17 protein-coding genes and 2 pseudogenes are annotated in these 19,978 nt (G+C 73.3%); 5 read left to right on the top strand and 14 right to left on the bottom strand.

Features of this window, described 5'->3' with window-relative positions:
• Positions 1–302: 302 nt before the first annotated feature.
• Positions 303–2,465 carry an AAA family ATPase gene (locus AB0J67_RS30660; RefSeq protein ID WP_363487354.1) on the bottom strand — a complete coding sequence of 721 codons (2,163 nt, stop codon included), beginning with the start codon at positions 2,463–2,465 and terminating at the stop codon, positions 303–305.
• A 117-nt stretch (positions 2,466–2,582) separates the two neighbouring features.
• Complete coding sequence (locus AB0J67_RS30655; protein WP_363487352.1) at positions 2,583–3,278, bottom strand: DedA family protein; 696 nt, start codon at positions 3,276–3,278, stop codon at positions 2,583–2,585.
• Between the two features lie 260 nt (positions 3,279–3,538).
• On the opposite strand from AB0J67_RS30655, the gene AB0J67_RS30650 reads away from it, so the two are divergent.
• Positions 3,539–4,132, top strand: a complete 594-nt coding sequence (locus AB0J67_RS30650) for a carbonic anhydrase (RefSeq protein WP_363487350.1) — start codon at positions 3,539–3,541, stop codon at positions 4,130–4,132.
• Between the two features lie 345 nt (positions 4,133–4,477).
• Here AB0J67_RS30650 and AB0J67_RS30645 read toward each other — a convergent pair whose 3' ends face one another.
• Complete coding sequence (locus AB0J67_RS30645) at positions 4,478–4,804, bottom strand: hypothetical protein (protein ID WP_363487348.1); 327 nt, start codon at positions 4,802–4,804, stop codon at positions 4,478–4,480.
• 234 nt (positions 4,805–5,038) lie between these two features.
• Here AB0J67_RS30645 and AB0J67_RS30640 point away from each other — a divergent pair, with 234 nt between their 5' ends.
• Both AB0J67_RS30640 and AB0J67_RS30635 read left to right on the top strand, forming a co-directional pair.
• Positions 5,039–5,533 (top strand): DUF3145 domain-containing protein, encoded by a 495-nt coding sequence (locus AB0J67_RS30640; protein WP_363487346.1) that lies wholly within the window; start codon positions 5,039–5,041, stop codon positions 5,531–5,533.
• 68 nt (positions 5,534–5,601) lie between these two features.
• Positions 5,602–7,299: a glycoside hydrolase family 3 N-terminal domain-containing protein gene (locus tag AB0J67_RS30635; protein WP_363487344.1), complete on the top strand. Its 1,698-nt coding sequence runs from the start codon at positions 5,602–5,604 to the stop codon at positions 7,297–7,299.
• A 105-nt stretch (positions 7,300–7,404) separates the two neighbouring features.
• On the opposite strand, the gene AB0J67_RS30630 is transcribed toward AB0J67_RS30635, so the two are convergent.
• Positions 7,405–7,938, bottom strand: coding sequence for an XdhC family protein (locus tag AB0J67_RS30630; RefSeq protein WP_363487342.1), 534 nt, complete (start codon positions 7,936–7,938; stop codon positions 7,405–7,407).
• Between the two features lie 561 nt (positions 7,939–8,499).
• On the opposite strand from AB0J67_RS30630, the gene AB0J67_RS30625 reads away from it, so the two are divergent.
• Entirely contained in the window at positions 8,500–8,835 is a 336-nt protein-coding gene (locus AB0J67_RS30625; protein ID WP_363487340.1) for a MerR family transcriptional regulator, read from the top strand.
• A gap of 36 nt (positions 8,836–8,871) precedes the next feature.
• Here AB0J67_RS30625 and AB0J67_RS30620 read toward each other — a convergent pair whose 3' ends face one another.
• The 8 genes and pseudogenes from AB0J67_RS30620 to AB0J67_RS30585 form a co-directional block, all read right to left on the bottom strand.
• On the bottom strand, positions 8,872–10,281 hold the full coding sequence (locus tag AB0J67_RS30620) for a carboxyl transferase domain-containing protein (RefSeq protein WP_363487338.1): 1,410 nt from the start codon (positions 10,279–10,281) through the stop codon (positions 8,872–8,874).
• A 106-nt stretch (positions 10,282–10,387) separates the two neighbouring features.
• On the bottom strand, positions 10,388–11,614 hold the full coding sequence (gene fabF, locus AB0J67_RS30615; protein ID WP_363487336.1) for a beta-ketoacyl-ACP synthase II: 1,227 nt from the start codon (positions 11,612–11,614) through the stop codon (positions 10,388–10,390).
• 16 nt (positions 11,615–11,630) lie between these two features.
• Positions 11,631–11,873: an acyl carrier protein gene (locus AB0J67_RS30610; RefSeq protein ID WP_120316303.1), complete on the bottom strand. Its 243-nt coding sequence runs from the start codon at positions 11,871–11,873 to the stop codon at positions 11,631–11,633.
• A 59-nt stretch (positions 11,874–11,932) separates the two neighbouring features.
• On the bottom strand, positions 11,933–12,877 hold the full coding sequence (locus AB0J67_RS30605) for a beta-ketoacyl-ACP synthase III (protein ID WP_363487333.1): 945 nt from the start codon (positions 12,875–12,877) through the stop codon (positions 11,933–11,935).
• Positions 12,878–12,909: 32 nt separating this feature from the next.
• Positions 12,910–13,821 (bottom strand): annotated as a pseudogene (locus tag AB0J67_RS30600) (ACP S-malonyltransferase); the annotation flags it as partial.
• 118 nt (positions 13,822–13,939) lie between these two features.
• Entirely contained in the window at positions 13,940–15,139 is a 1,200-nt protein-coding gene (locus AB0J67_RS30595) for a helix-turn-helix domain-containing protein (RefSeq protein ID WP_363487331.1), read from the bottom strand.
• A 109-nt stretch (positions 15,140–15,248) separates the two neighbouring features.
• Entirely contained in the window at positions 15,249–16,079 is an 831-nt protein-coding gene (locus tag AB0J67_RS30590) for a hypothetical protein (RefSeq protein WP_363487329.1), read from the bottom strand.
• 78 nt (positions 16,080–16,157) lie between these two features.
• The gene (locus AB0J67_RS30585; protein WP_363487327.1) at positions 16,158–16,805 is read right to left on the bottom strand and encodes a hypothetical protein; all 648 of its coding nucleotides are present in this window, start codon (positions 16,803–16,805) and stop codon (positions 16,158–16,160) included.
• A gap of 227 nt (positions 16,806–17,032) precedes the next feature.
• On the opposite strand from AB0J67_RS30585, the gene AB0J67_RS30580 reads away from it, so the two are divergent.
• A complete protein-coding gene (locus tag AB0J67_RS30580; RefSeq protein WP_363487325.1) occupies positions 17,033–17,641 on the top strand; it encodes a copper resistance CopC family protein in 609 nt (202 codons plus the stop codon).
• On the opposite strand, the gene gltX is transcribed toward AB0J67_RS30580, so the two are convergent.
• Complete coding sequence (gene gltX / locus AB0J67_RS30575; protein ID WP_363487323.1) at positions 17,616–19,052, bottom strand: glutamate--tRNA ligase; 1,437 nt, start codon at positions 19,050–19,052, stop codon at positions 17,616–17,618. The two genes, AB0J67_RS30580 and gltX, sit on opposite strands and share 26 nt — an antisense overlap.
• A gap of 113 nt (positions 19,053–19,165) precedes the next feature.
• A pseudogene (locus AB0J67_RS30570) lies at positions 19,166–19,978 on the bottom strand (hypothetical protein); the annotation flags it as partial.

Below are 19,978 nucleotides of genomic sequence, written 5' to 3'. Positions count from 1 at the left end.
CCCCGACACCTGGCGCTGACCCGCTAAGGAAGGGCACCTTCTTAACGCTATGCGTGGTAGAAGGTGCCCTTCTCAACGTCCACCGACCGCGCGCCGCTGTCCCGGGGCCCAGGTTCGCCTTGGCGGGCGGGTGGGTCGTCATGATCGTTGGTTCGTGTCAGAAAGTGCGGTCCGACCCTGCTTTCTGACACGAACCAGCGATCATGACCGAGCGAGCGGGCACCGCGGCTGACACCTGCCGCACGAGGCGGTTAAGAAGGGCACCTTCCTCTACGCATAGCGTTAAGAAGGTGCCCTTCCTTTCACTGCCAGGGGCGGGTGGCGATGGTGGTGAGGCGCTGGGTGGCGCGGGAGAGGGCGACGTAGAGTGTGCGCTTGCCGGCGTCGGTGCCCGCGTCGACGGCGCCGGGCTCGACCAGGACGACGGCGTCGTACTCCATGCCCTTGGCGGCCAGCGCGGTGACCACGCGCAGGCGTTCGGTGTCCCACTCGGACAGCCGGGCGCGGACCCGGTCGCGCACGCGGGCGTCGGGGGTGATCACGCCGACGGTGCCCTCGACCTCGGCGAGGAGCGCGGCCACGGCGTCGCGTACCGCCCCGTCGAGGTCCTCGCGGGGCACCAGGCGGTGCACGGGCGCGATGCCGGTGGTGCGTACCGCCTTCGGCAGCGGCAGGTCGGGCGACACCTTCCGGATCACCTCGGCCGCCACCTCGAAGATCTCCGTCGAGTTGCGGTAGTTCGTGGTGAGCTGGTGCGGGTGCCGCTTGCGGCCGCCCAGTGCCTCGTCCCGGGCCCGGACGATCTCGCCCGCGCCGCCGATCCACGCCGACTGGGCCGGGTCGCCGACCACGGTCCAGCTCGCCGCGTGACCCCGCCGGCCGATCATGCGCCACTGCATCGGCGTGACGTCCTGGGCCTCGTCCACGACCACGTGCGCGTAGTCGCGGTAGTCCAGCTCGCGGGGCGTGGCCGCCTGCGCCGCGCGGGAGCGCTCGTACGCCGTGGCCACCTCGCGGATCCCGCCCACCGTGTACGCCTCACGCCGCCGCTTCTTCGGCCGGGGCTGGGAGCCGAGCAGCTCCTGCAGCTCGTCCAGCAGCGGCACGTCGTCGATGCTGGGGCCGTGCTCGCGCAGCGGCGCCAGGGCGCGCACGAGCAGCCGCTGCTCCTCGTGCGACAGCGTGCCCTCGGCGGCCCGGCGCAGCCGCTGCGGGTCGGCGAGCCAGCCCAGCACCTGCACCGGCCGCACGATCGGCCACCAGGCCTTCAGGAAGTCGCGGAAGCCCTCGTGCTCGGACAGCTCCTCGTCGAAGCGGGCCTGCTCCAGCTGCGGCTGCCGGGCCTTCATCCGCTCCCAGAGCAGGTCCAGCACCGCGCCGAACGCCTTGGCGCGGATCGCGTTGCGCGGGTTGCCGCGCCCGATCCGGCGCCGGATCTCCTCGCCCTCGTGGCGCGACAGCTCCAGCCACTCGCCGCGGTAGCGCAGGCGCAGGCCGTCGGGGTTGCCGGGCGGCGCGGCCTCGGCGGCGCGGCGCAGCACCCGCCGCATCCGCAGCGAGCCCTTCACGGCGCGTACGGCGGCGGTCTCCTCGCGGGTCGCGTCGAACCCCGGCACGAGCTGCCCGACCGAGCGCAGCGTGGCCGACTCCTCGCCGAGGGCGGGCAGCACCGTCTCGATGTACTCGACGAACACCGGCGACGGCCCGACGATGAGCACACCGCCGCCCGCGAACCGGGCCCGGTCGGCATACAGCAGGTACGCCGCGCGGTGCAGCGCCACCGCGGTCTTGCCGGTGCCCGGACCGCCCTCGACCATGGTCACCCCGGACGCGGGGGAGCGGATGGCGAGGTCCTGCTCGTGCTGGATGGTGGCCACGATGTCGCGCATGCCGGTGCCCTTGGCCCGGCTCAGCGCCGCGAGCAGCGCGCCGTCGCCGACCACCCGCATGCCCTCGGGTGCGGCGGACGGGTCGAGCAGGTCGTCCTCCAGCCCCGTCACCTTCTCGCCGAACGAGGAGATCATGCGGCGCCGGATCACGCCCAGCGGCTGCGCGGCGGTGGCCCGGTAGAACGCCGCCGCGGCGGGTGCCCGCCAGTCGATGAGCAGCGGCAGCGCCTCGTCGGTGCGCACGCCCAGCCGGCCGATGTAGCGCGGCCGCTCGGCCCACGCCGCGGCCTCCGGGTCGGTGTCGGTCTCGTCGGCGCCGGAGTGGTCGGGGTGCATGTCGAGCCGGCCGAACACCAGGCCCTCGTGCTCGGCGTCGAACGCGTGCCGGCGCCGCGCCGCGTGGAACACCATGGCGTCGCGCTCGACCAGGGACCCGAACGTGCCCACCCGGGCGAGTTGATAGCCGTCGGCCTCCGCCTTCGCGGCGTCGGCGCGCAGCCGCGCGAGCCGCGCGTACACGCGGTCCACGTGCTGCTGCTCGATGGCGATCTCGTCGTGCAGGGTGTTGTCAGACATGCGTCTCCCGGGCCGGGCCTTGCGGCGATGGTGCCTCGCCAGGGTACGGGCTGCCCCCGACCGGAAGATCGATCACCGGGCCGATGTGGCGCCGGGAACGACCGGATAGGCTGGAGGTCAGCCGACCCGCTCCTTGACCGGCCGCTGCGGCCCGGTCCCGGCCTCGTCGGCCGGCTCCTGCTCCGGCTCCTCGGCGGCGGCCGTGGCCAGCGCCTTCTTCGCCCGCTGCTTGAACCACCAGGTGGTGCCCAGCCCCGCGACCACGGCCAGGATCAGCGCCGCCCACGAGAACCGCTTGAGCCAGTGCTCGGCGACCTCGCCCAGCGCGTAGATCGCGAACGTGGTGCCGAACGCCCAGACTATGCCGCCGCCCGCGTTGGCCAGCAGGAATTTGCGGTACGGCACCTTCAGCGCACCGGCCATCGGGCCGGCCAGGATGCGCAGCAGCGCGATGAACCGGCCGAAGAACACCGCCCACACGCCCCAGCGGCCGAACATGGTCTCGGCGCGCACGATCTGCTCCGGGCCCAGGTGCTTCGGGAAGCGGCGGCCCAGCCGGTCCAGCAGGGGACGGCCGCCGCGCTTGCCGATCGCGTACCCGATGGAGTCGCCGATGATCGCGCCGGTCGCGGCGGCGATGGCGACGCCCCACGGGGAGATGTGCTGCGTGGTCGCCGCCAGCAGCGACGAGCTCACCAGCACGATCTCGCCCGGCAGCGGGATGCCCATGCTCTCGGTGCCGATGACCAGGCCGACGAGCAGGTAGACGACGACAGCCGGGAGGGTCTCCAGCCACTGGCCGACGAACTCCATCGTTCACCTTCTCCCACGAGCACGAACGCCCGCGGGCGGGTTCGACCGGGACGCTCGAAAGATACCCGACCCACCGGGCCGTCGCATCAGGCGCGAGCCCCTACGGGGGCGGCTCGCGGTGTCGGATCGCGGCGTCGGCCGCCGTGCCATCGTGAGAAGGGTCGCACTACTTCTGAGTAACCTTCCCGTGACGGCCCTGGACCAGCCACCCTGATCTCATGACGCAGTCGAAGACCGCGCCGCCGGATCAGAGTATGGACATGTCCGGCGCACGCCGGGGGCCCGCAGAGGCGCTGGCCGATCTCATGGCGGGCAACCGCCGCTTCGTCGCGGGACGCCCCCGCTACGGACACCACGTGGCCGAGGCGGCCGCCCGTTCCAACGGGCAGGAGCCTTACGCCGTCGTCGTGGGCTGCATCGACTCCCGGGTGCCCCTGGAGGCGGTGTTCGACCAGAACTTCGGCTCCATCTGCGTGGTGCGCTCCGGTGCCCACGTGCTCGACCGCTCGGTGGTCGGGTCGGTGGAGTTCGCGGTGTCGGAGCTGCACGCCTCGCTGGTCATGGTGCTCGGCCACGAGCGTTGCGGCGCCGTCGCCGCGACGGTCGACGCGCTGCGCACCGGCAGCCGCCCGGACGGGTTCCTGGGCTACCTCGTGGACCAGATCGCGCCCGCGGTGACCGAGGTCGGCGTGAACGACCCGCAGGTGAACGCCAAGGCGCTGCGCCGGCACGTGGCCCGCACCGCCGGGCAGCTGCGCCTGGCCGACCGGCTCGCCCAGGCGGCCGCCGGCGGGCGGGTCCAGATCGTCGGCGCCGTCTACGACCTCGACACCGGAGTCGTCGACCTCCTCTGACGACACCCGGCGCGATCCCGCACGACGCCCGGCCGCTCGCCTGCGGCACCCCGTGCCGTCCCGGCTGCCGCCCGCCCGCAACGCTCGCTCGACAACGACGACCATGAACGACTCGCGGCCTCAGATGCGTCTGAGGCCGCGAGTCGTCGTCATGGCGCCCAGCGCATCCGAGGTCGCGACTCGTGGCGAGTCGCGGCCCAGGCGTGGTCCGCCGCCGTGAGGCGTCCGACGTTGCGGCTCAGGCGCGTGCTGAGGCCGCGAGTCTTCGAAGTCGCGGCACGGTCGTGGGACGACGGAAAGCCCGCCGACGTGGGTCGGCGGGCTTTCGGACGTGCTAGGAGGAGCTCAGCCCTCGAAGATGCCGGCCTCGGCCAGGCGCTTCTCGGTGGCGTCCCAGCCGTGGCCCGGGTGCGCGGTGTTCAGCGCGACGAGCTCGGCACGGATCTTGGTGGCGTGACCCGCGCCCGCGAGCACGCGGATCTCCTCGACGAAAGCGTCCGAGGACGTGCTCAGGTGCACGGTCTTGCCGTTGGTGAGGTTCCGCACGTAGGCGTGCTTGCCGTTGTTCAGCGGAATGATGTACTTGAACTCACCGAGCACGCTGAGCGCGCCACCCTTGGCCTCACCGGCCCGGACAGACGCGCGCGCGGTCTTGGAGGTGTTGCTCGCCACGACGTACTCCTTGAAGTCTGGTTGACCCCAGAACTCTACACGACGGCCACGGGATCCCTGACCGGCGTGGCCGGTAGGTGTGACGGACCCGTCGCCGCGGGCCGGTCGGACAATTCATCCGGCGAGTTTCGCGATTCTCTGGCGCCACATCCGTCCCACCAGTCATCATGGGGGAGATCGCCGGAGTCGTCAGGCCGTAGGGGAAGACGAGCCTGTCCGTCTCGGGAGGTCACCGTGCCCACGCGTGGCGTCGTACACGTCCACTCGAGCCCGCTCGCCGTGTGTCCTCACGTCGAGTGGGCGATTTCGCGCGCCCTGAAAAGCGGCGCGGTCAACCTGCACTGGTCGGTGCAGCCCGTCGAGCCCAGCGCGCGCCGCGCCGAGTGCGGCTGGTCGGGCCGGCCGGGCACCGCCGCCGAGATCGCCGCCGAGCTGCGCCAGTGGCCGATGCTGCGGTTCGAGATCACCGAGGAGCCGAGCGCCGGCGTGGACGGCGAGCGGTTCATGCACGTGCCCGGCCGGGGCCTGTTCCGGGCGGCGATGGGCGCGGCCGGCGACATCCAGCTCGGCGAGGACCGGCTGCGCAGCCTCATCACGTCCAGCCGCAGCCCGGAGGCGCTGGCGCACGCGCTCGACATGGCCATGGGCACCCCCTGGGACGCCGAGCTGGAGCCGTACCGCTATGCCGCCGAGGGCGCTCCGGTGACCCTGCTGACGAGGGCGGGGTAGGCCGTAAGGACGATGCGGGATGCGTGTAACGGTTGACCCCGACCCGTCCGGCTGGTGGGATGTCCCGCGTGACCTCGTCAACGCAGAAGTGGTTCCGCGGGCTCGGCCCGATCGTGTCGGGCCTGTGCGCAGTGGCGGTCGCGACGGCCGGGTGCGGCACCGCACCTGAGCACGGGGGCACGCTGCCGATGCAGGATCCGGCCGATCCGTCCGCCAAGGTCGCGGGGATCGTCAAGAAGATGTCCGACGCGGACCTGGCCGGCCAGGTGCTGATGCCGTTCGCGTACGGGCGCTCGGCCACCGACGTCTCGGCGGGCACCAAGGCGGCGAACCAGGCCCTGGCCGGGGTGGACACCCCCGCGCAGATGGTGGAGAAGTACCGCCTCGGCGGCATGATCCTGGTCGGCTTCGGCGGCAACGACCCGACCGCCGCCAACCAGCCGGTCAACAACGTGGAGAGCCCCGAGCAGGTGCGGGCGCTGACCACCGGCCTGCAGAACGCCGCGGCCCGGCTGCCCGCCGACGTGCCCCTGCTGATCGGCATGGACCAGGAGTTCGGCGTCGTGTCCCGGCTCACCACGGGCGTGACGGTGCTGCCCAGCGCGATGGCGTTCGGCGCGGCGGGCAACCCCCGGCTCACCGAGGCCGCGTGGCGGGCGGCCGGCACCGAGCTGGCCGCCGTCGGCGTGAACATGAACTTCGCCCCGGTCGCCGACGTGCTCGGCCCCGCGGGCAGCAACGTCATCGGCTCCCGGTCGTACGGGTCGGACCCGCGGGCCGCCGGCGAGCAGGTCGTCGCCGCGCTCAAGGGCATGCGGGCGGGCGGCGTGGCCGCGACCCTCAAGCACTTCCCCGGGCACGGGCACACCACGGCGGACAGCCACTCGGAGCTGCCGGTGCTCGCCCAGTCGCGGCAGCTGCTCGACAGCGACGACCTGGCCACCTTCAAGGCCGGCATCGCGGCGGGCGCGCCCGCCATCATGTCCGGGCACCTGGACGTGCAGTCCGTCGACCCGGGTGTCGCGGCGACGTTCTCGAAGAAGGTGCTGACCGACCTGCTGCGTCACGAGCTGGGCTTCCAGGGCGTCGTGGTGACCGACGGCATGAACATGGCCCCGGCTATGAAGCAGCCGCCGGGTGAGGCCGCGGTCGCCGCGCTGGTGGCCGGCAACGACCTGATCCTCATGCCGCCGAACGTGGCCAAGGCGCACCAGGGCATCGTCGACGGGCTGAAGGCGGGCAAGCTGACCCGGGCGCGCCTGGTCGAGGCGGCGAGCCGGGTGCTGAAGCTGAAGCTGAGCCTGGGCGAGGCCGCCGCACCGGCGCTGTCCACCGTGGGCACCCACGCCCAGCAGGTGTCCCCGGTCGCCGCCGCGGCGATCACGCTGCTGCGCGGCACGTGCGGCAAGGCGCTGGTCACCGGCCCGGTGCGGGTGACCGCGGCGACGGGCCGGGACAAGGCCCGCACCCGCCTGGCGGCAGCGCTGAAGCAGGCCGGCGTGTCGGTGGTGGAGACCGGCGGCAGCGTGGTGCACCTGGTCGGGTACGGCGACACCGCCGAGGACCTGAGCCCCGGCGCGGCGGTCACGGTCCACATGGACGTGCCGTACCTGCTCGGCCAGTCGGCGTCGAAGGTGCTCGTCGCGACGTACTCCTCCAGCGACCTGTCCATGGACGCGCTGGCCGCGGTGCTGGCCGGCAAGGCCCAGCCGACCGGCCGCGCCCCGGTGGAGGTCAAGGGCCTGCCCCGCACCGCCTGCTCCTGACCGTCGCGCGCCCGCGCATGATCGTCCGACTTGCCAGGCAGATGGGCGAATGGGGCGTCAAGATACGCCCGGTTGCCTGGCAAGTCGGACGATCTAGGCGGCGGGTCAGAAGGTGAAGCCGCCGGGGCGGTCGTTGCGGTCGGCGATGAGGCCGGCCAGGGTCGCGACGGCGATCTCGGCGGGCGTACGCGACCCGATGTTCAGCCCGATCGGCCGGTGCACCCGGGCCACGGCCTGCTCGTCCACGCCCCGCTCGCGCAGCGCGGCCACGTGCGGGGCGGTGTGCCGCGGGCTGCCCATGACGCCGATCCAGCGGGCCCGGGTCTGCAGCGCGGCGTCCAGCAGCGCGCCCAGCTCGGGACGGTCGTGGTCGGTGACCACCACGTCGGCGTCGGCGTCGGCGAAGGACGGGTCGACGGAGCTGGCCAGGTGCAGGTGGTCGGGGTGGGACGCGGCGTCGACCCGGCTCAGGTCCGGCTCGACCAGCACCGTGCGGTAGCCCAGGTCGTGGCCGAAGTGCAGCAGGTGCGCGGCGACCGGCGAGGCGAACACCGCGACGAGGGTGCGCACTCCGTGGTGCGCGGGAAGGTCGCCGTGCGCCGTCGCGCAGGCCGGATCCGTGTGCTGCCCGTGTCCCACCGGGCCAGCCTAGTACGGCGGGGACGATCGCCGGTGACGCGAAAGTGCCGACGCGCGGCTTTCAAAAATCTTCAGCGGCGGTTGTAGACATGCGCATGGGGCTTGTGTAATGTTCCAGGTGTTGCGAACGAAGATCTATCGAATGCGGCAGCTGAACTGGCGCATGACGTAGGAAGCGGGACCGCCCGTCGGATCCAGTCGCGAGGCCATGTGGGTGAAAGGGGCTTCGGGGCCGCGAGACGGGCGAAGGGCCGGGTCGACCCGGTCGCAGGATGCACGTGCAAGGCCGCACGACCAGCAGTTGATCAAGTGGTACAGGTGAAGACGAGAGGAGTAGTGCCATCGGATCCCCGCGCGGCGTCGCCGCCGCGGGCCGCAGACCCCGAACGGAAGGTGGTCCCCGGTCGTATCCACGCGATCCCCGCACGCTCGCCAGAGCCGGCGTCGGGAACACGATGAGCCGGTGCAAGTGACCGGCGATGGTATGTAACTCGATCTCCCAAGGATCCCGGCGCCCCCAAGGCGCCGGGATCCTTACCTGCGTTTCTAGGAAAGGTGCCTATGACCTCTGGGCAAAAGGGTTCGGCCGACAAGTTCGACGACGACGACTATCCCGCGTACACGATGGGCCGGGCGGCCGACATGCTCGGCGTGACGCAGGCCTTCCTGCGCTCGCTGGAGGGCGACCTGTTCGTCCCGGCGCGCTCCGACGGCGGTCACCGCCGCTACTCGCGCTACCAGCTGCGGCTGGCCGCCCGGGTCCGGGAGATCACGGACCAGGGCACGCCCGTGGAGGCCGCCTGCCGCATCATCATCCTGGAGGACCAGCTCCAGGAGGCGCTCGAACTCAACCAGCGCTATGAGGCCGAGCGCCGCGCCGCGTCCGGCGACCGCTGACCTCGCCCGTTGCGGCCTTTCGAGGTGAAGGCGCCCTCAGAGGGGGATGTTGCCGTGGGCGCCGCGGGCGGCGGGGGCGGCGGCCAGGGCCTCGGCGATGCGCTTGCGGGTCTCGGCGGGCTTGATGACGTCGTCGACGACGCCGATCTCCAGCGCGCGGTTGACGCCGCCGGCCGCGCGGGTCTGGTCCTCGACCAGCTGGGCGCGCAGGTCTTCGCGCTGCTCGGCGGTGGCGGCGGCCAGCTTCCTGCGGTGCAGGATGTTCACGGCCGCGCCGGCGCCCATCACGGCGACCTCGGCGTTCGGCCAGGCGAAGACCGCGCTGGCGCCGAGCGCGCGCGAGTTCATGGCGATGTACGCGCCGCCGTACGCCTTGCGGGTCACCAGGGTCACCCGCGGCACGACGGCCTCGGCGAACGCGTGCAGCAGCTTGGCGCCGCGGCGCACCACGCCGTCCCACTCCTGGCCCAGGCCGGGCAGGTAGCCGGGCACGTCCACCAGCACGACCAGCGGCACGCCGAGCGAGTCGCACATCCGCACGAAGCGGGCCGCCTTCTCGGCGGCGGTCGCGTCGAGGCAGCCGCCCAGGCGCAGCGGGTTGTTGGCGACGACGCCGACGGTGCGGCCCGCGAAGCGGCCCAGCACGGTCACCACGTTCGGCGCCCACCGGGCGTGCAGCTCCACGCCCGACTCGTCCAGCAGGGCGGTGACGACCGGCCTGACGTCGTACGCGCGGGACGGCTCGGCGGGCAGGGACGCCGACAGGTCGCGGTCCTCGGCCACGTCGGCCGGGCTCAGCCGGCCCTGCCTGCCGAGCAGCCGGGCCAGCCGGCGCGCCTCGGCGATCGCGGAGCCGTCGTCCGGGCAGGTCAGGTGGACCACGCCGGAGCGCCGCCCGTGCGGCTCGGGGCCGCCCAGGCGCTCCATGTCGACCTGCTCGCCGGTGACGGAGCGGACGACCTCCGGACCGGTCACGAAGATCCGGCCCGCGCTGCTCATGATCACGATGTCGGTCAGCGCCGTCCCGTACGCCGCGCCGCCCGCCGCCGGGCCGAGCACCACGGACAGCTGCGGGACGCGGCCGGAGGCGCGCACCATCGCCGCGAAGACCTGCCCCACGCCGTCGAGCGCGACGACGCCCTCGGCCAGCCGGGCGCCGCCGGAGTGCCACAGGCCCACCACCGGGATCCGCTCGCGGACCGCGGTGTCGATCACGTCCACGATGTGCCGGCAGCCGTCGGCGCCCATCGCCCCGCCCATCCGGGTGGCGTCGGTGGCGAAGGCGACGGCCGGGACGCCGTCGATCTGGCCGCGCGCGCCGAGCACCCCCGAGCCGTCGCCGCCGGCCAGGACGCTCATGGTGTCCCGGTCGAACAGGGCGCGCAGCCGCACCAGCGGGTCCCGGTGGTCCAGGTCCCCGTCGGCGGTCAGGCCGGTGGTGGCCATGCGGGTCTCCTTGCGGCAGGGGGTCGGTACAGCGACGCCCAGGCACCGTGTCGGCGCCTGGGCGTCACCGGGCTGCGCCGGGTGTGCAGCGTGTCGCTCAGCCGGGCTAGGCCCTCGTGAACAGCAGCGCGACGTTGTGACCGCCGAAGCCGAACGAGTTGTTCAGCGCGGCCGCGATCTGCAGCGGACGGGCCTTGTGCGCGGCCACGTCCAGGGTCAGGGCGTCGTCGGGGTCGTCGAGGTTGATCGTCGGCGGCACGACCGAGTCGCGGATCGCCAGGATCGTCGCGATCGACTCCAGCGCGCCGGCCGCGCCGAGCAGGTGCCCGGTCATCGACTTGGTCGCGGTCAGCACCGGGTGGTCACCCAGCGCCGCCCGCAGCGCCGCGATCTCCGCGATGTCGCCGACCGGGGTCGACGTCGCGTGGGCGTTGACGTGGACGACGTCGGCCTTGGCCACGTCCGCGTCCTGCAGCGCCTTCGCGATGGCCCGGGCGGCGCCCGTGCCGTCGGGGTGCGGCTGCACGATGTCGTACCCGTCCGAGGTCATCCCCGCACCGGCCAGGCGCGCGTAGACCCGCGCGCCGCGCGCGGCGGCGTGGTCGGCCCGCTCCAGGATGACGATGCCGGCGCCCTCGCCGAGGACGAAGCCGTCGCGGGCCTTGTCCCACGGGCGGGACGCCTTCTCCGGCTCGTCGTTGCGCACCGACATGGCGCGCATCGAGGCGAAGCCGGCGATCGGCAGCGGGTGGATGACGGCCTCGGTGCCACCGGCGATCACGACGTCGGCACGACCCGAACGGATCATGTCGAGCCCCCAGGCCAGGCCCTCCGCGCCGGTGGCGCAGGCACTGGTCGGGGCGTGCACGCCGGCCTGAGCTCCGTACTCCAGGCCGACGAAGGCGGCCGGCCCGTTCGGCATCAGCATCGGCACGGTGTGCGGGCTGACCCGCCGCGCGCCGGACGCCTCCAGGATGTCGTCCTGGGCCAGCAGGGTCTGCGCGCCGCCGATGCCGGAGCCGACGACGACGCCGAGCCGCTCGCGGTCCAGGCCGGTGTCGGCCAGGCCCGCGTCGGCCCACGCCTCGGCGGCGGCGATGAGCGCCACGGCCTCGGAGCGGTCCAGCCGGCGCAGCCGGACGCGGTCGAGGACCTCGCTCGGCTCCACCGCCAGCTGGGCGGCGATCTTTACCGTCAGCTGTTCGGCCCACTCCTGGGTCAGCTTGCTGACCCCGGAGCGGCCGGCCAGCATCGCGTCCCAGGTCGAGGCGACATCCCCGCCCAGCGGGGTGGTGGCGCCGAGACCGGTGACGACAACGTCAGGCTTGGTCACGTCAAATCTCGCAACTTCAGGAGTTGGCGACGATGAAGGAGACGGCGTCGCCGACGGTCTTCAGGTTCTGGACCTCGTCGTCCGGGATCTTCGCGCCGAACTTCTCCTCGGCGGCCACGACGACCTCGACCATGGAGAGCGAGTCGACGTCGAGGTCCTCGGTGAACGACTTCTCCTCGGAGACGTCGTCGGGGTTCACGCCGGCGACCTCTTCGAGGATCTCGGCCAGGCCGGTGACGACCTCTTCGCGAGTAGCCATGGAACTCGGTTTCCCTTCGGTTGGTGTTACTGAACGGTGGTGCAGAGCAGGGGTGGGGCTCAGGGGCAGCGGACGACCTGACCCGCGTAGGTCAGACCGCCGCCGAAGCCGACGAGGAGCACCGGCGAGCCGGACTTCACCTCGCCGCGCTCGATCATCTTGGAGAGCGCCAGCGGGATGCTGGCCGCCGAGGTGTTGCCGGACTCGACGATGTCGCGGGACAGCACCGACGGGTCGACGCCGATCTTGCGGGCCAGCGGCTCGATGATGCGCAGGTTGGCCTGGTGCGGCACGAAGCCGCCGAGGTCGCCCGGGGCGACGCCGGCCTTCTCGCAGGCCGCGAGCGCGACCTGGGGGGCGGTGCCGGTGGCCCAGCGGAAGACCTTCTGGCCCTCCTGGGTGATGTACGGCTGCCAGCCCTCGATCGCGATCGCGTCGCTGGGCTCGGAGCCCCACACCACCGGCCCGACCCCGGGCTGCTCGCCCTCGGCGGTGGCGGACAGCACCGCGGCGCCCGCACCGTCGGCGAAGATCACCGCGGTGCTGCGGTCGGACCAGTCGGTGATCTGCGACAGCTTCTCCGCGCCGATCACGATGGCGTGGCGGGCGGCGCCCGCGCGGATCGCGTGGTCGGCGTTGGCCAGCGCGTACGAGAAGCCCGAGCACGCGGTGTTCAGGTCGAACGCGGCCGCCCCGGCGATGCCCAGCTTCTCGGCCACCCGGCAGGCCACGTTCGGGCTGCGGTCGATCGAGGAGCAGGTCGCCACGATGACGAGGTCGATGTCGGCGGCGGTCAGGCCGGAGGTGGCCAGCGCCTTCTCGGCGGCGAACCCGGCCATGTCGGCGACGGTCTCGCTGTCGGCGATGCGCCGCTCCTTGATGCCGACGCGGGACTGGATCCACTCGTCGTTGGTGTCGACCATCTGCGCCAGGTCGTCGTTGGTGACGACGCGCGACGGCTGGTAGTGCCCGAACGCGAGGATCTTGCTACCGCTGGTGGTCATGAGGTGCTCTCCGATCCGGACGACGTGGCCGACGCGTGGCGCGCGATGAGGTCCTTCGCGGCGGCCAGGTCGTCGGGCGTGTTCAGCGTGACGATCTCCGGGGTGCCGGTCTTCAGTTCACGCTTGACCAGTCCGGCCAGGGTGCCGGCCGGCGGGAGCTCGATGACGGCGGTGACACCGAGGTCGGCGAGGGCGCGCATGCACAGGTCCCAGCGCACCGGGGCGGTGACCTGGCGGACCAGGCGGCCCAGCAGCTCCGCGCCGTCGGTGACGGCGGCCCCGTCGGCGTTGGACAGCTGCGGGCGATGCGCGTCGGCCGGGGTGAGCCCGGCGGCGAACGACGCCAGCGCGGCCTCGGCCGGAGCCATGTACGGCGTGTGGAACGCGCCGGCCACCTGCAGCCTGATCACGCGCGTGCGGGCCGGCGGGGCGGCGGCGAACTTGTCGAGGCCCTCCAGCGAGCCGGCGGCGACGATCTGGCCCGCGCCGTTGCGGTTGGCGGGGTAGAGGCCGTGGGCGTCCAGCGCGGCGAGCAGCTCGGCCTCGTCGCCGCCGAGCACCGCGGCCATGCCGGTGGGCTCCAGGGCGCAGGCCGCGGCCATCTCGCGGCCGCGTACGCCGGCCAGCGTGATCGCCGACTCGGGGGTGAGCACCCCGGCCAGCGCGGCGGCGCCGAGCTCGCCGACGCTGTGCCCGGCGACGACCGACACGTCCTGCAGCGGCAGGTGGTCGGCGGCGAGCAGCGCGGCGGCGATCAGCAGCGGCTGGGTCTTGGCGGTGTCCTTGATCTCCTCGGCGCCGGCCTCGGTGCCCAGCTGCACCAGGTCGACGCCGGCGAGCTCGGACCACGCGCGCAGACGTGCGGCAGCGCCGTCGAGGTCGAGCCACGGCGTGAGGAAACCGGGTTTCTGGGCACCCTGGCCCGGGGAGAGTACGGCGAGCACGTATTCAACCCTGAGGGATCATCGACCTGCGCGCCGTTGCCGGGGTTGACTAAATCCTCCTACCGAAGTTGTGGGTACCCCACAAAGATCGGCGGACGCCGCCGGAATTTTGTCCTTTTCATGCTGGCTTGGTCAGCTGTTCGCCCTGCGTACCGGGCTCAAGGCGGCCCAGGGCGAGGGCGATCTTGAGGGTGAACGCGTCACGCGGAGTCAGTGGGCCGAAGCCTGTGACCTCGGCCACTCGGCGCAAACGGTAACGCACCGTGTTCGGATGAACGAACAAGGCGCGGGCCGTCGCCTCCAGCGCGCCGCCGTGGTTGAGGAACGCGTCCAGCGTCTCCAGCAGCTCCCCGCTGGTGCGGGCGAGCGCGCCGTACGCCGAGTGCCGCAGGATGCGCCGGGCCTCCCCGTCCCCGGCCAGCGCCCGCTCGGGCAGCAGGTCGTCGGCGGCCACCGGCCGCGGCGCGGCGGGCCAGGCGGGCGCGGCACGGTAGCCGGCCATCGCCGAGCGGGCCGACTCGGTGGCCGCCTCCAGCGACGGCACCGCCGGGCCCACCACGACCGGCCCGGCGCCGAACGCGGGCAGCAGCCGCTCCGCCGTGGACACCGGATCCACGGCCCCGCCCATGACCACCACCAGCCGGTCCCCGTGCACCCCGCCCAGCACCTCGACGTCGGCGCGCCGGGCGGCCCGGTGCACGCCGTGCAGCACCACGGCGGCCTCGCCGCCGGGGGAGCGGCCGACCACCACCGCGACCGGCGGCGCGTCGGTCCAGCCGAGTGCGGCGGCCCGGCTGGCCAGCACGTCCGCGGAGTCGCCGCGCAGCAGCGCGTCCACCAGCAGCGCCTGCAGCCGGGCGTCCCACGCGCCGCGGGACTCGGCCGCGCGGGCGTACACCCGGGCGGCGGCGAAGGCGACCTCGCGGGAGTAGCGCAGCACCGCCTCGCGCAGCTGCTGCTCCTCGCCCTTGGCGGCCAGGTGGGGCACCTGCTCCTCGACCACGTCGATGGTCACCTTGATCAGGGCGACCGTCTGCTGCAGATTGATGCTGCGGGCCAGCGCCCGCGGCGCGACGTCGAACACCTCGTCGGAGACGGCCTGCGGGCTGCCGCCCTTGCCGGCCCCCTGGCGCAGCCACTGCACCAGCGACTGCACGCCCGCCTGGGCCACCAGCATGACCCACGAGCGCTGGTCGGCCGGCAGCTCCCGGAACCACGGCAGCGTCTCGTCCATGCGCGACACGCTGGCGGTGGCGAGTGCGCCTGCCGACCGCTCGATCTGCCGCAGGGTCGCGGCCAGCGGCTCGGCGTCGGTCATGTGCCCCATGATAGGGAGCCGCCGGCCCGCCGGACCCCGGCTCACGCCGCACCGCCCGGCGCGGCGGCCACCGCCGCCACGCACCGGGAACGCCGGGCCCGCGGCCCCGTCACGGCTGGTGAGGCGCTTCTCCGGGCGCCGGCGCCGGCGGATACGGCTGGGTCGGCGGGTGCGCGGAAGGAGCCGGTGCGTGGCCCAGCGTGGCCGCATGCGCCAAGGTGCCGTCCGGTGCCACGAGGGCCTGGTCCGCCGGGCCCTGCGCCGCGTCCTGGCGGCGGGTCAGCCGGACGGCCAGCAGCACGATGCCGACGATCACCAGCAGGCCCAGCACGCCGCCGATCCCGGCGACGAGCAGCCAGGGGAACGAGCTGTCCGCGGCGACCGCCCGCAGCTTGTTGTCCTCGCCGACGGCCAGGTCCCAGCGCACGGTGCGCCCGTCGACGACCGCCTTCGGGTCGTGCTCGACCACGTCGCCGGGGAAGGTGACCGCCAGCTTGAGCTGGATGCCGCTCAGGAACGGGCGCATCAGCTCGGCCTGGCGGCCCAGCTCGGCCGATCCGCTGCTGAGGTCGGCGGTGAAGACGTACTTCCCGTCGGTGTGCGTGATCGACGGCGCGCCCGGCTTGCCGGTGTTGAAGTCCGCCAGCGGCAGGTCGTCGTAGACGATCTTCTTGCCGTAGTACTTCCCGTCGTCGTACACCTCGGTGCGCGAACCCTCGGGCAGCTCGGACAGGCCGCCCTCGGCCGCGGCGAACGCCTGCGCCGGGTCCTTGCCGCCCAGGCGCAGCATCGACTTGTCCAGCGCGATGACGACGGTGCCGTCGAGGGTGTCGTCGCCGTTCACCGTCATCGCCATGTCGAGCTTCATGCAGCCGGTCAGGCTGAGAGCCACCACGGCGAGCGCGGCGAGGGTGCGCAGGGGCGCGCGGAGCTGTCGCATCCGGCCAGTATGTGGCACCGCCGTCGCGGCGGGAAGCCGGACGGCGGTGGGTGCGCGTTCAGTGCGGCGGGGCCGGGATCAGACGGTCCGCCGGAAGACGTACGCGATCGCGAAGACGCCGAGCGCGATCACCACGACCACCGCGCCGTTGAGCCCGACGAAGCGCTGCCAGTCGCCGACCATGGCCTGGATGTCGGGGTCGGTCGCGGCCGACTCCTCCAGGCCGCCGCCCGCGCCGCCGTTCTCCCCGGCCGGGGCGGTGCCCAGCGGCACGCCGGCCTGGCGCAGCGAGCTCTCCATGCTGAACCGGCCGTAGAACCAGCCCGCGGTGACCTTGCGCTTGTCCGGCTGGGCGGCCGGGCGGAACACCCGGGGGCCGCCCGCGGCCTGCGGGTAGAGGTCGTAGGTCTGCTTGTCGACGCCGTTGACCGCGGTCACCACGGTGAACTTCGGGCCGAGCTTGTCGGCGGCGGGGGACTTGGCCACCCCGGGCCGGCTCACCAGCCAGTCCACCTCGGTGATCAGCGCGGCGAACTGCTTGGTCTGCTGGTCGGAGCGCAGCGTGATGGAGTGCGCCAGCAGGTCGCCGTTGATGGTGATGCTCCGCACCGCGGGCGAGGGGCTGGGCTTGGGTGACGGCGACGGCGCACCGAACGCGGGCGCGCCGAGCAGCAGCAGGACTGATGCGAACAGTCCTGCCGCGACCTTGAGGATGCTGCGCTTCATCGTCCGCCCCGTTTCGATGCGTCACCTGGTGCCAGTGTGACTGGTGGTACCCCTGTAAGACCCGCCGCGAACCCCTGAGGTTGCCGATCGGATAGTCACGTTTCGGACACGATTCACGCGCTGCCCGGTTGGTCCGGAAAACAGCACGTCGCTGGCCGGGAACCAATGCGGCCGGTACCGTCGACCAACTGCGGAACGCGGTGGAGCATAACGAAGCGGAGGCGATCGTGGGGGACAGCGTGCGGCGGTCAGGGGACCGGCAGCGGGCGCGGCGAGGCGGGCTGGTGCTGGCCGTGGTGGCGGCCCTCGGCGTGGTGCTGCTCGGCGCGAGCCCGGCCTGGGCGCACAACTCCCTGGTCGAGGCCACGCCCGCGAAGAACGCGACGCTCACCGTGCCGCCCGCGCAGGTGAAGCTGCGCTTCCTCGCGACGCTCAAGACCGAGGGCACCAGGCTCTCGGTGACCGGTCCGGACGGTGCCGCCGCGGCGGGAGCCGCGACGGTCAGCGGCAAGACGGTGTCCGCCCCGGTCACCGCGACCGCGGGCGGGGCCTACACCGTCGCGTACGAGGTGGTGTCGCAGGACGGCCACCTCGTCAAGGGGTCCTACAGGTTCACCGTGGCGGCGGCCGAGAGCGTGACGGCGAGCCCGAGCGCCGCCCCGTCGCCCGCGCCGTCCTCGGCGGCGCCGAGTGTGGCGCCCAGCGTGGCGACCGCCCCCGCGGCGGACACCGAACAGGACACCCCGTGGGTGCCCTGGATCGGCGGCGCCGCGGTGGCGGGCCTGGTGGTCGGCGGACTGATCAGCTTCGTCAGGCAGCGGCGGGCGAAAGCCTGACCAGCCGCTGCAGGGTGCGCTCGCGACCGAGCACCTCCAGCGACTCGAACAGGGGCAGGCCCACGGACCGGCCGGTGACGGCGACGCGGACCGGGGCCTGCGCCTTGCCCAGCTTCAGGCCGTGCGCCTCGCCCACGGTGATCACGGCGTTCTTCAGCGACTCGGCGTCCCACGAGGCCAGCTCGCGCAGCGCGGTCACCACGTCCGGCAGGATGCCGGCGTCTTTCGACGCCTTGGCCCAGGACGCCTCGTCGATCACCGGCTCGTCCACGAAGAGGAAGTCCACGTAGGACGGCACCTCGGACAGCAGCGCGATGCGGGTCTGCACCAGCTCGGCCACCTGGGCGAACACGGCCGGGTCGTAGCGGTCCGGGTCCCACGGCGGCGGGGTGATCCCGTACCCGCGCTCGGCCCGCTCCTGCTCGGTCGGGAACGGCCCGGTCAGCCACGGCGCGCAGGCGTCGGTGAACTCCGCCACCGACAGCGCCCGGATGTACTCGCCGTTGAACGCGCGCAGCTTCTTCTCGTCGAAGAAGGCGGAGGAGGGGTTGACCTGCTCCAGCCGGAACTCCTCCTCGATCACCGACCACGGCACGATCTCCCGGTCGCCGCTGGGCGCCCAGCCGAGCAGCATCAGGTAGTTGCGCATGGCGGCGGCGAGGTAGCCCTCGTCGCGGTACATCTCCAGGGCGACCTTGTCGCGGCGCTTGGACAGCTTCTGCCGCTTCTCGTTCACCACCACCGGCACGTGCGCCCACACCGGCGGCGTGTGCCCCAGCGCCTCCCACAGCAGCTGCTGCTTGGGCGTGTTGGGCAGGTGCTCCTCGGCCCGGATCACGTGGGTGATGCCCATGGTCAGGTCGTCGACGACGTTGGCCAGCAGGAACACCGGCGAGCCGTCGCCGCGCGCGATGACGAAGTCCTCGATCAGCTTGTTCTCGAAGGTGGGCTCGCCGCGGATCAGGTCGACGACCTTGGTGACACCCTCGTCGGGAGTGCGGAAGCGCAGCGCGCGGCCCTCGCCGGCGGCCAGGCCCCGGTCGCGGCAGAAGCCGTCGTAGCCGCCGTACTTGTTCTCGGTGCGGGCCTGCACGTCGTCACGGGTGCAGTCGCAGTAGTACGCCCGGCCCGCGTCGAACAGCTGCTGGGCGGCCTTGGTGTGCTCGGCGTGGTACGCCGACTGGAACAGCGGGCCCTCGTAGGTGCCGCGGGCGATGCCGATCCACTCCAGCGCGGACAGGATGCCCTCGGTCCACTCGGGGCGGTTGCGCGCCGCGTCGGTGTCCTCGATGCGGAGCACGAACACACCGCCGTGCTGCTTGGCGAAGACCGCGTTCTGCAGCGCCGAGCGGGCGCCGCCGACGTGGAACATACCGGTCGGGGAAGGGGCGAATCGCACACGTACCGTCACGACTCCCAGGGTACGGCCCACCCCCGCCCGCCCCGCCACCAGGTTTAGCCCGGCAGAAAGGAAGGGCACCTTCTTAACGGACGTCCGTTAAGAAGGTGCCCTTCCTTACCCGGTTACGGGGTGGTCGGCTGCTCGCGGACCAGCAGGGCCACCGCGACCCCCTGGGTGCGCTGGGCGAAGACGGTGGTGAACTCGTCGCGCAGCAGCTCGGCCCGATCCACCGGCATGTGCGCGAACAGGTCGCGGTCCGGGGCGGAGGTGACCAGCCAGAGCCGGGTCACGCCCTTGGCGCACTCAGCCGGGTCGGCGCACTCCACCGCCTCGAAGCTGCCCCGGTCCTGGCCGCGCACCGCGACGAAGACGTCCTTCGGCCCGGCGGCCACGTCGCGCAGCTCGAAGGTCATCCCGCGGCGGAAGGTCCGCGGCCCGCCGTAGGTGTCGCCGCCGTACGCGATCGCGTCGCCCGGCAGCAGCCGCGGCTTCATGATCTCCGCGGCGGTACGCAGGTCGGCCTGGTTGCCCGCGGGCAGCGTGCGCGCCTCGACCTGGCCCGCCGCGCCCAGCAGCGCCAGCACGGCGAGCGCGGCCAGCGACACCGCCCACGCCGGGCCGTCCCCGGCCAGCACCCGCGGCCGCCGCGCCCCGGCCCCCGGCCCCGCTACCGCGCCGGAGGCCAACCCGCCGGGAGCCGCCGCACCGGAAGCCATCGCGCCGGCGGTCACCGCGCCGGGAGCCGCCGGGCGGGCCCGGCCCGGGCCGCGCATCGGCGGCGCGACCGGGGAGACGGCGCGGGCCGCGGCGGCGCGGGCCGCCGGGGTGAGCGCGGCCACCCGGGCCGACAGCTGCCGCAGCGTGCAGGCGGCCAGCAGCACCCAGGCGGGCAGCGTGAACAGCAGGTACCGGGACAGCATCATGTTGATCACCGG

Source organism: Catellatospora sp. NPDC049609, from assembly GCF_040675365.1.
GTDB lineage: Bacteria > Actinomycetota > Actinomycetes > Mycobacteriales > Micromonosporaceae > Catellatospora.
This window is presented reverse-complemented; position numbering and strand designations above follow the sequence as displayed.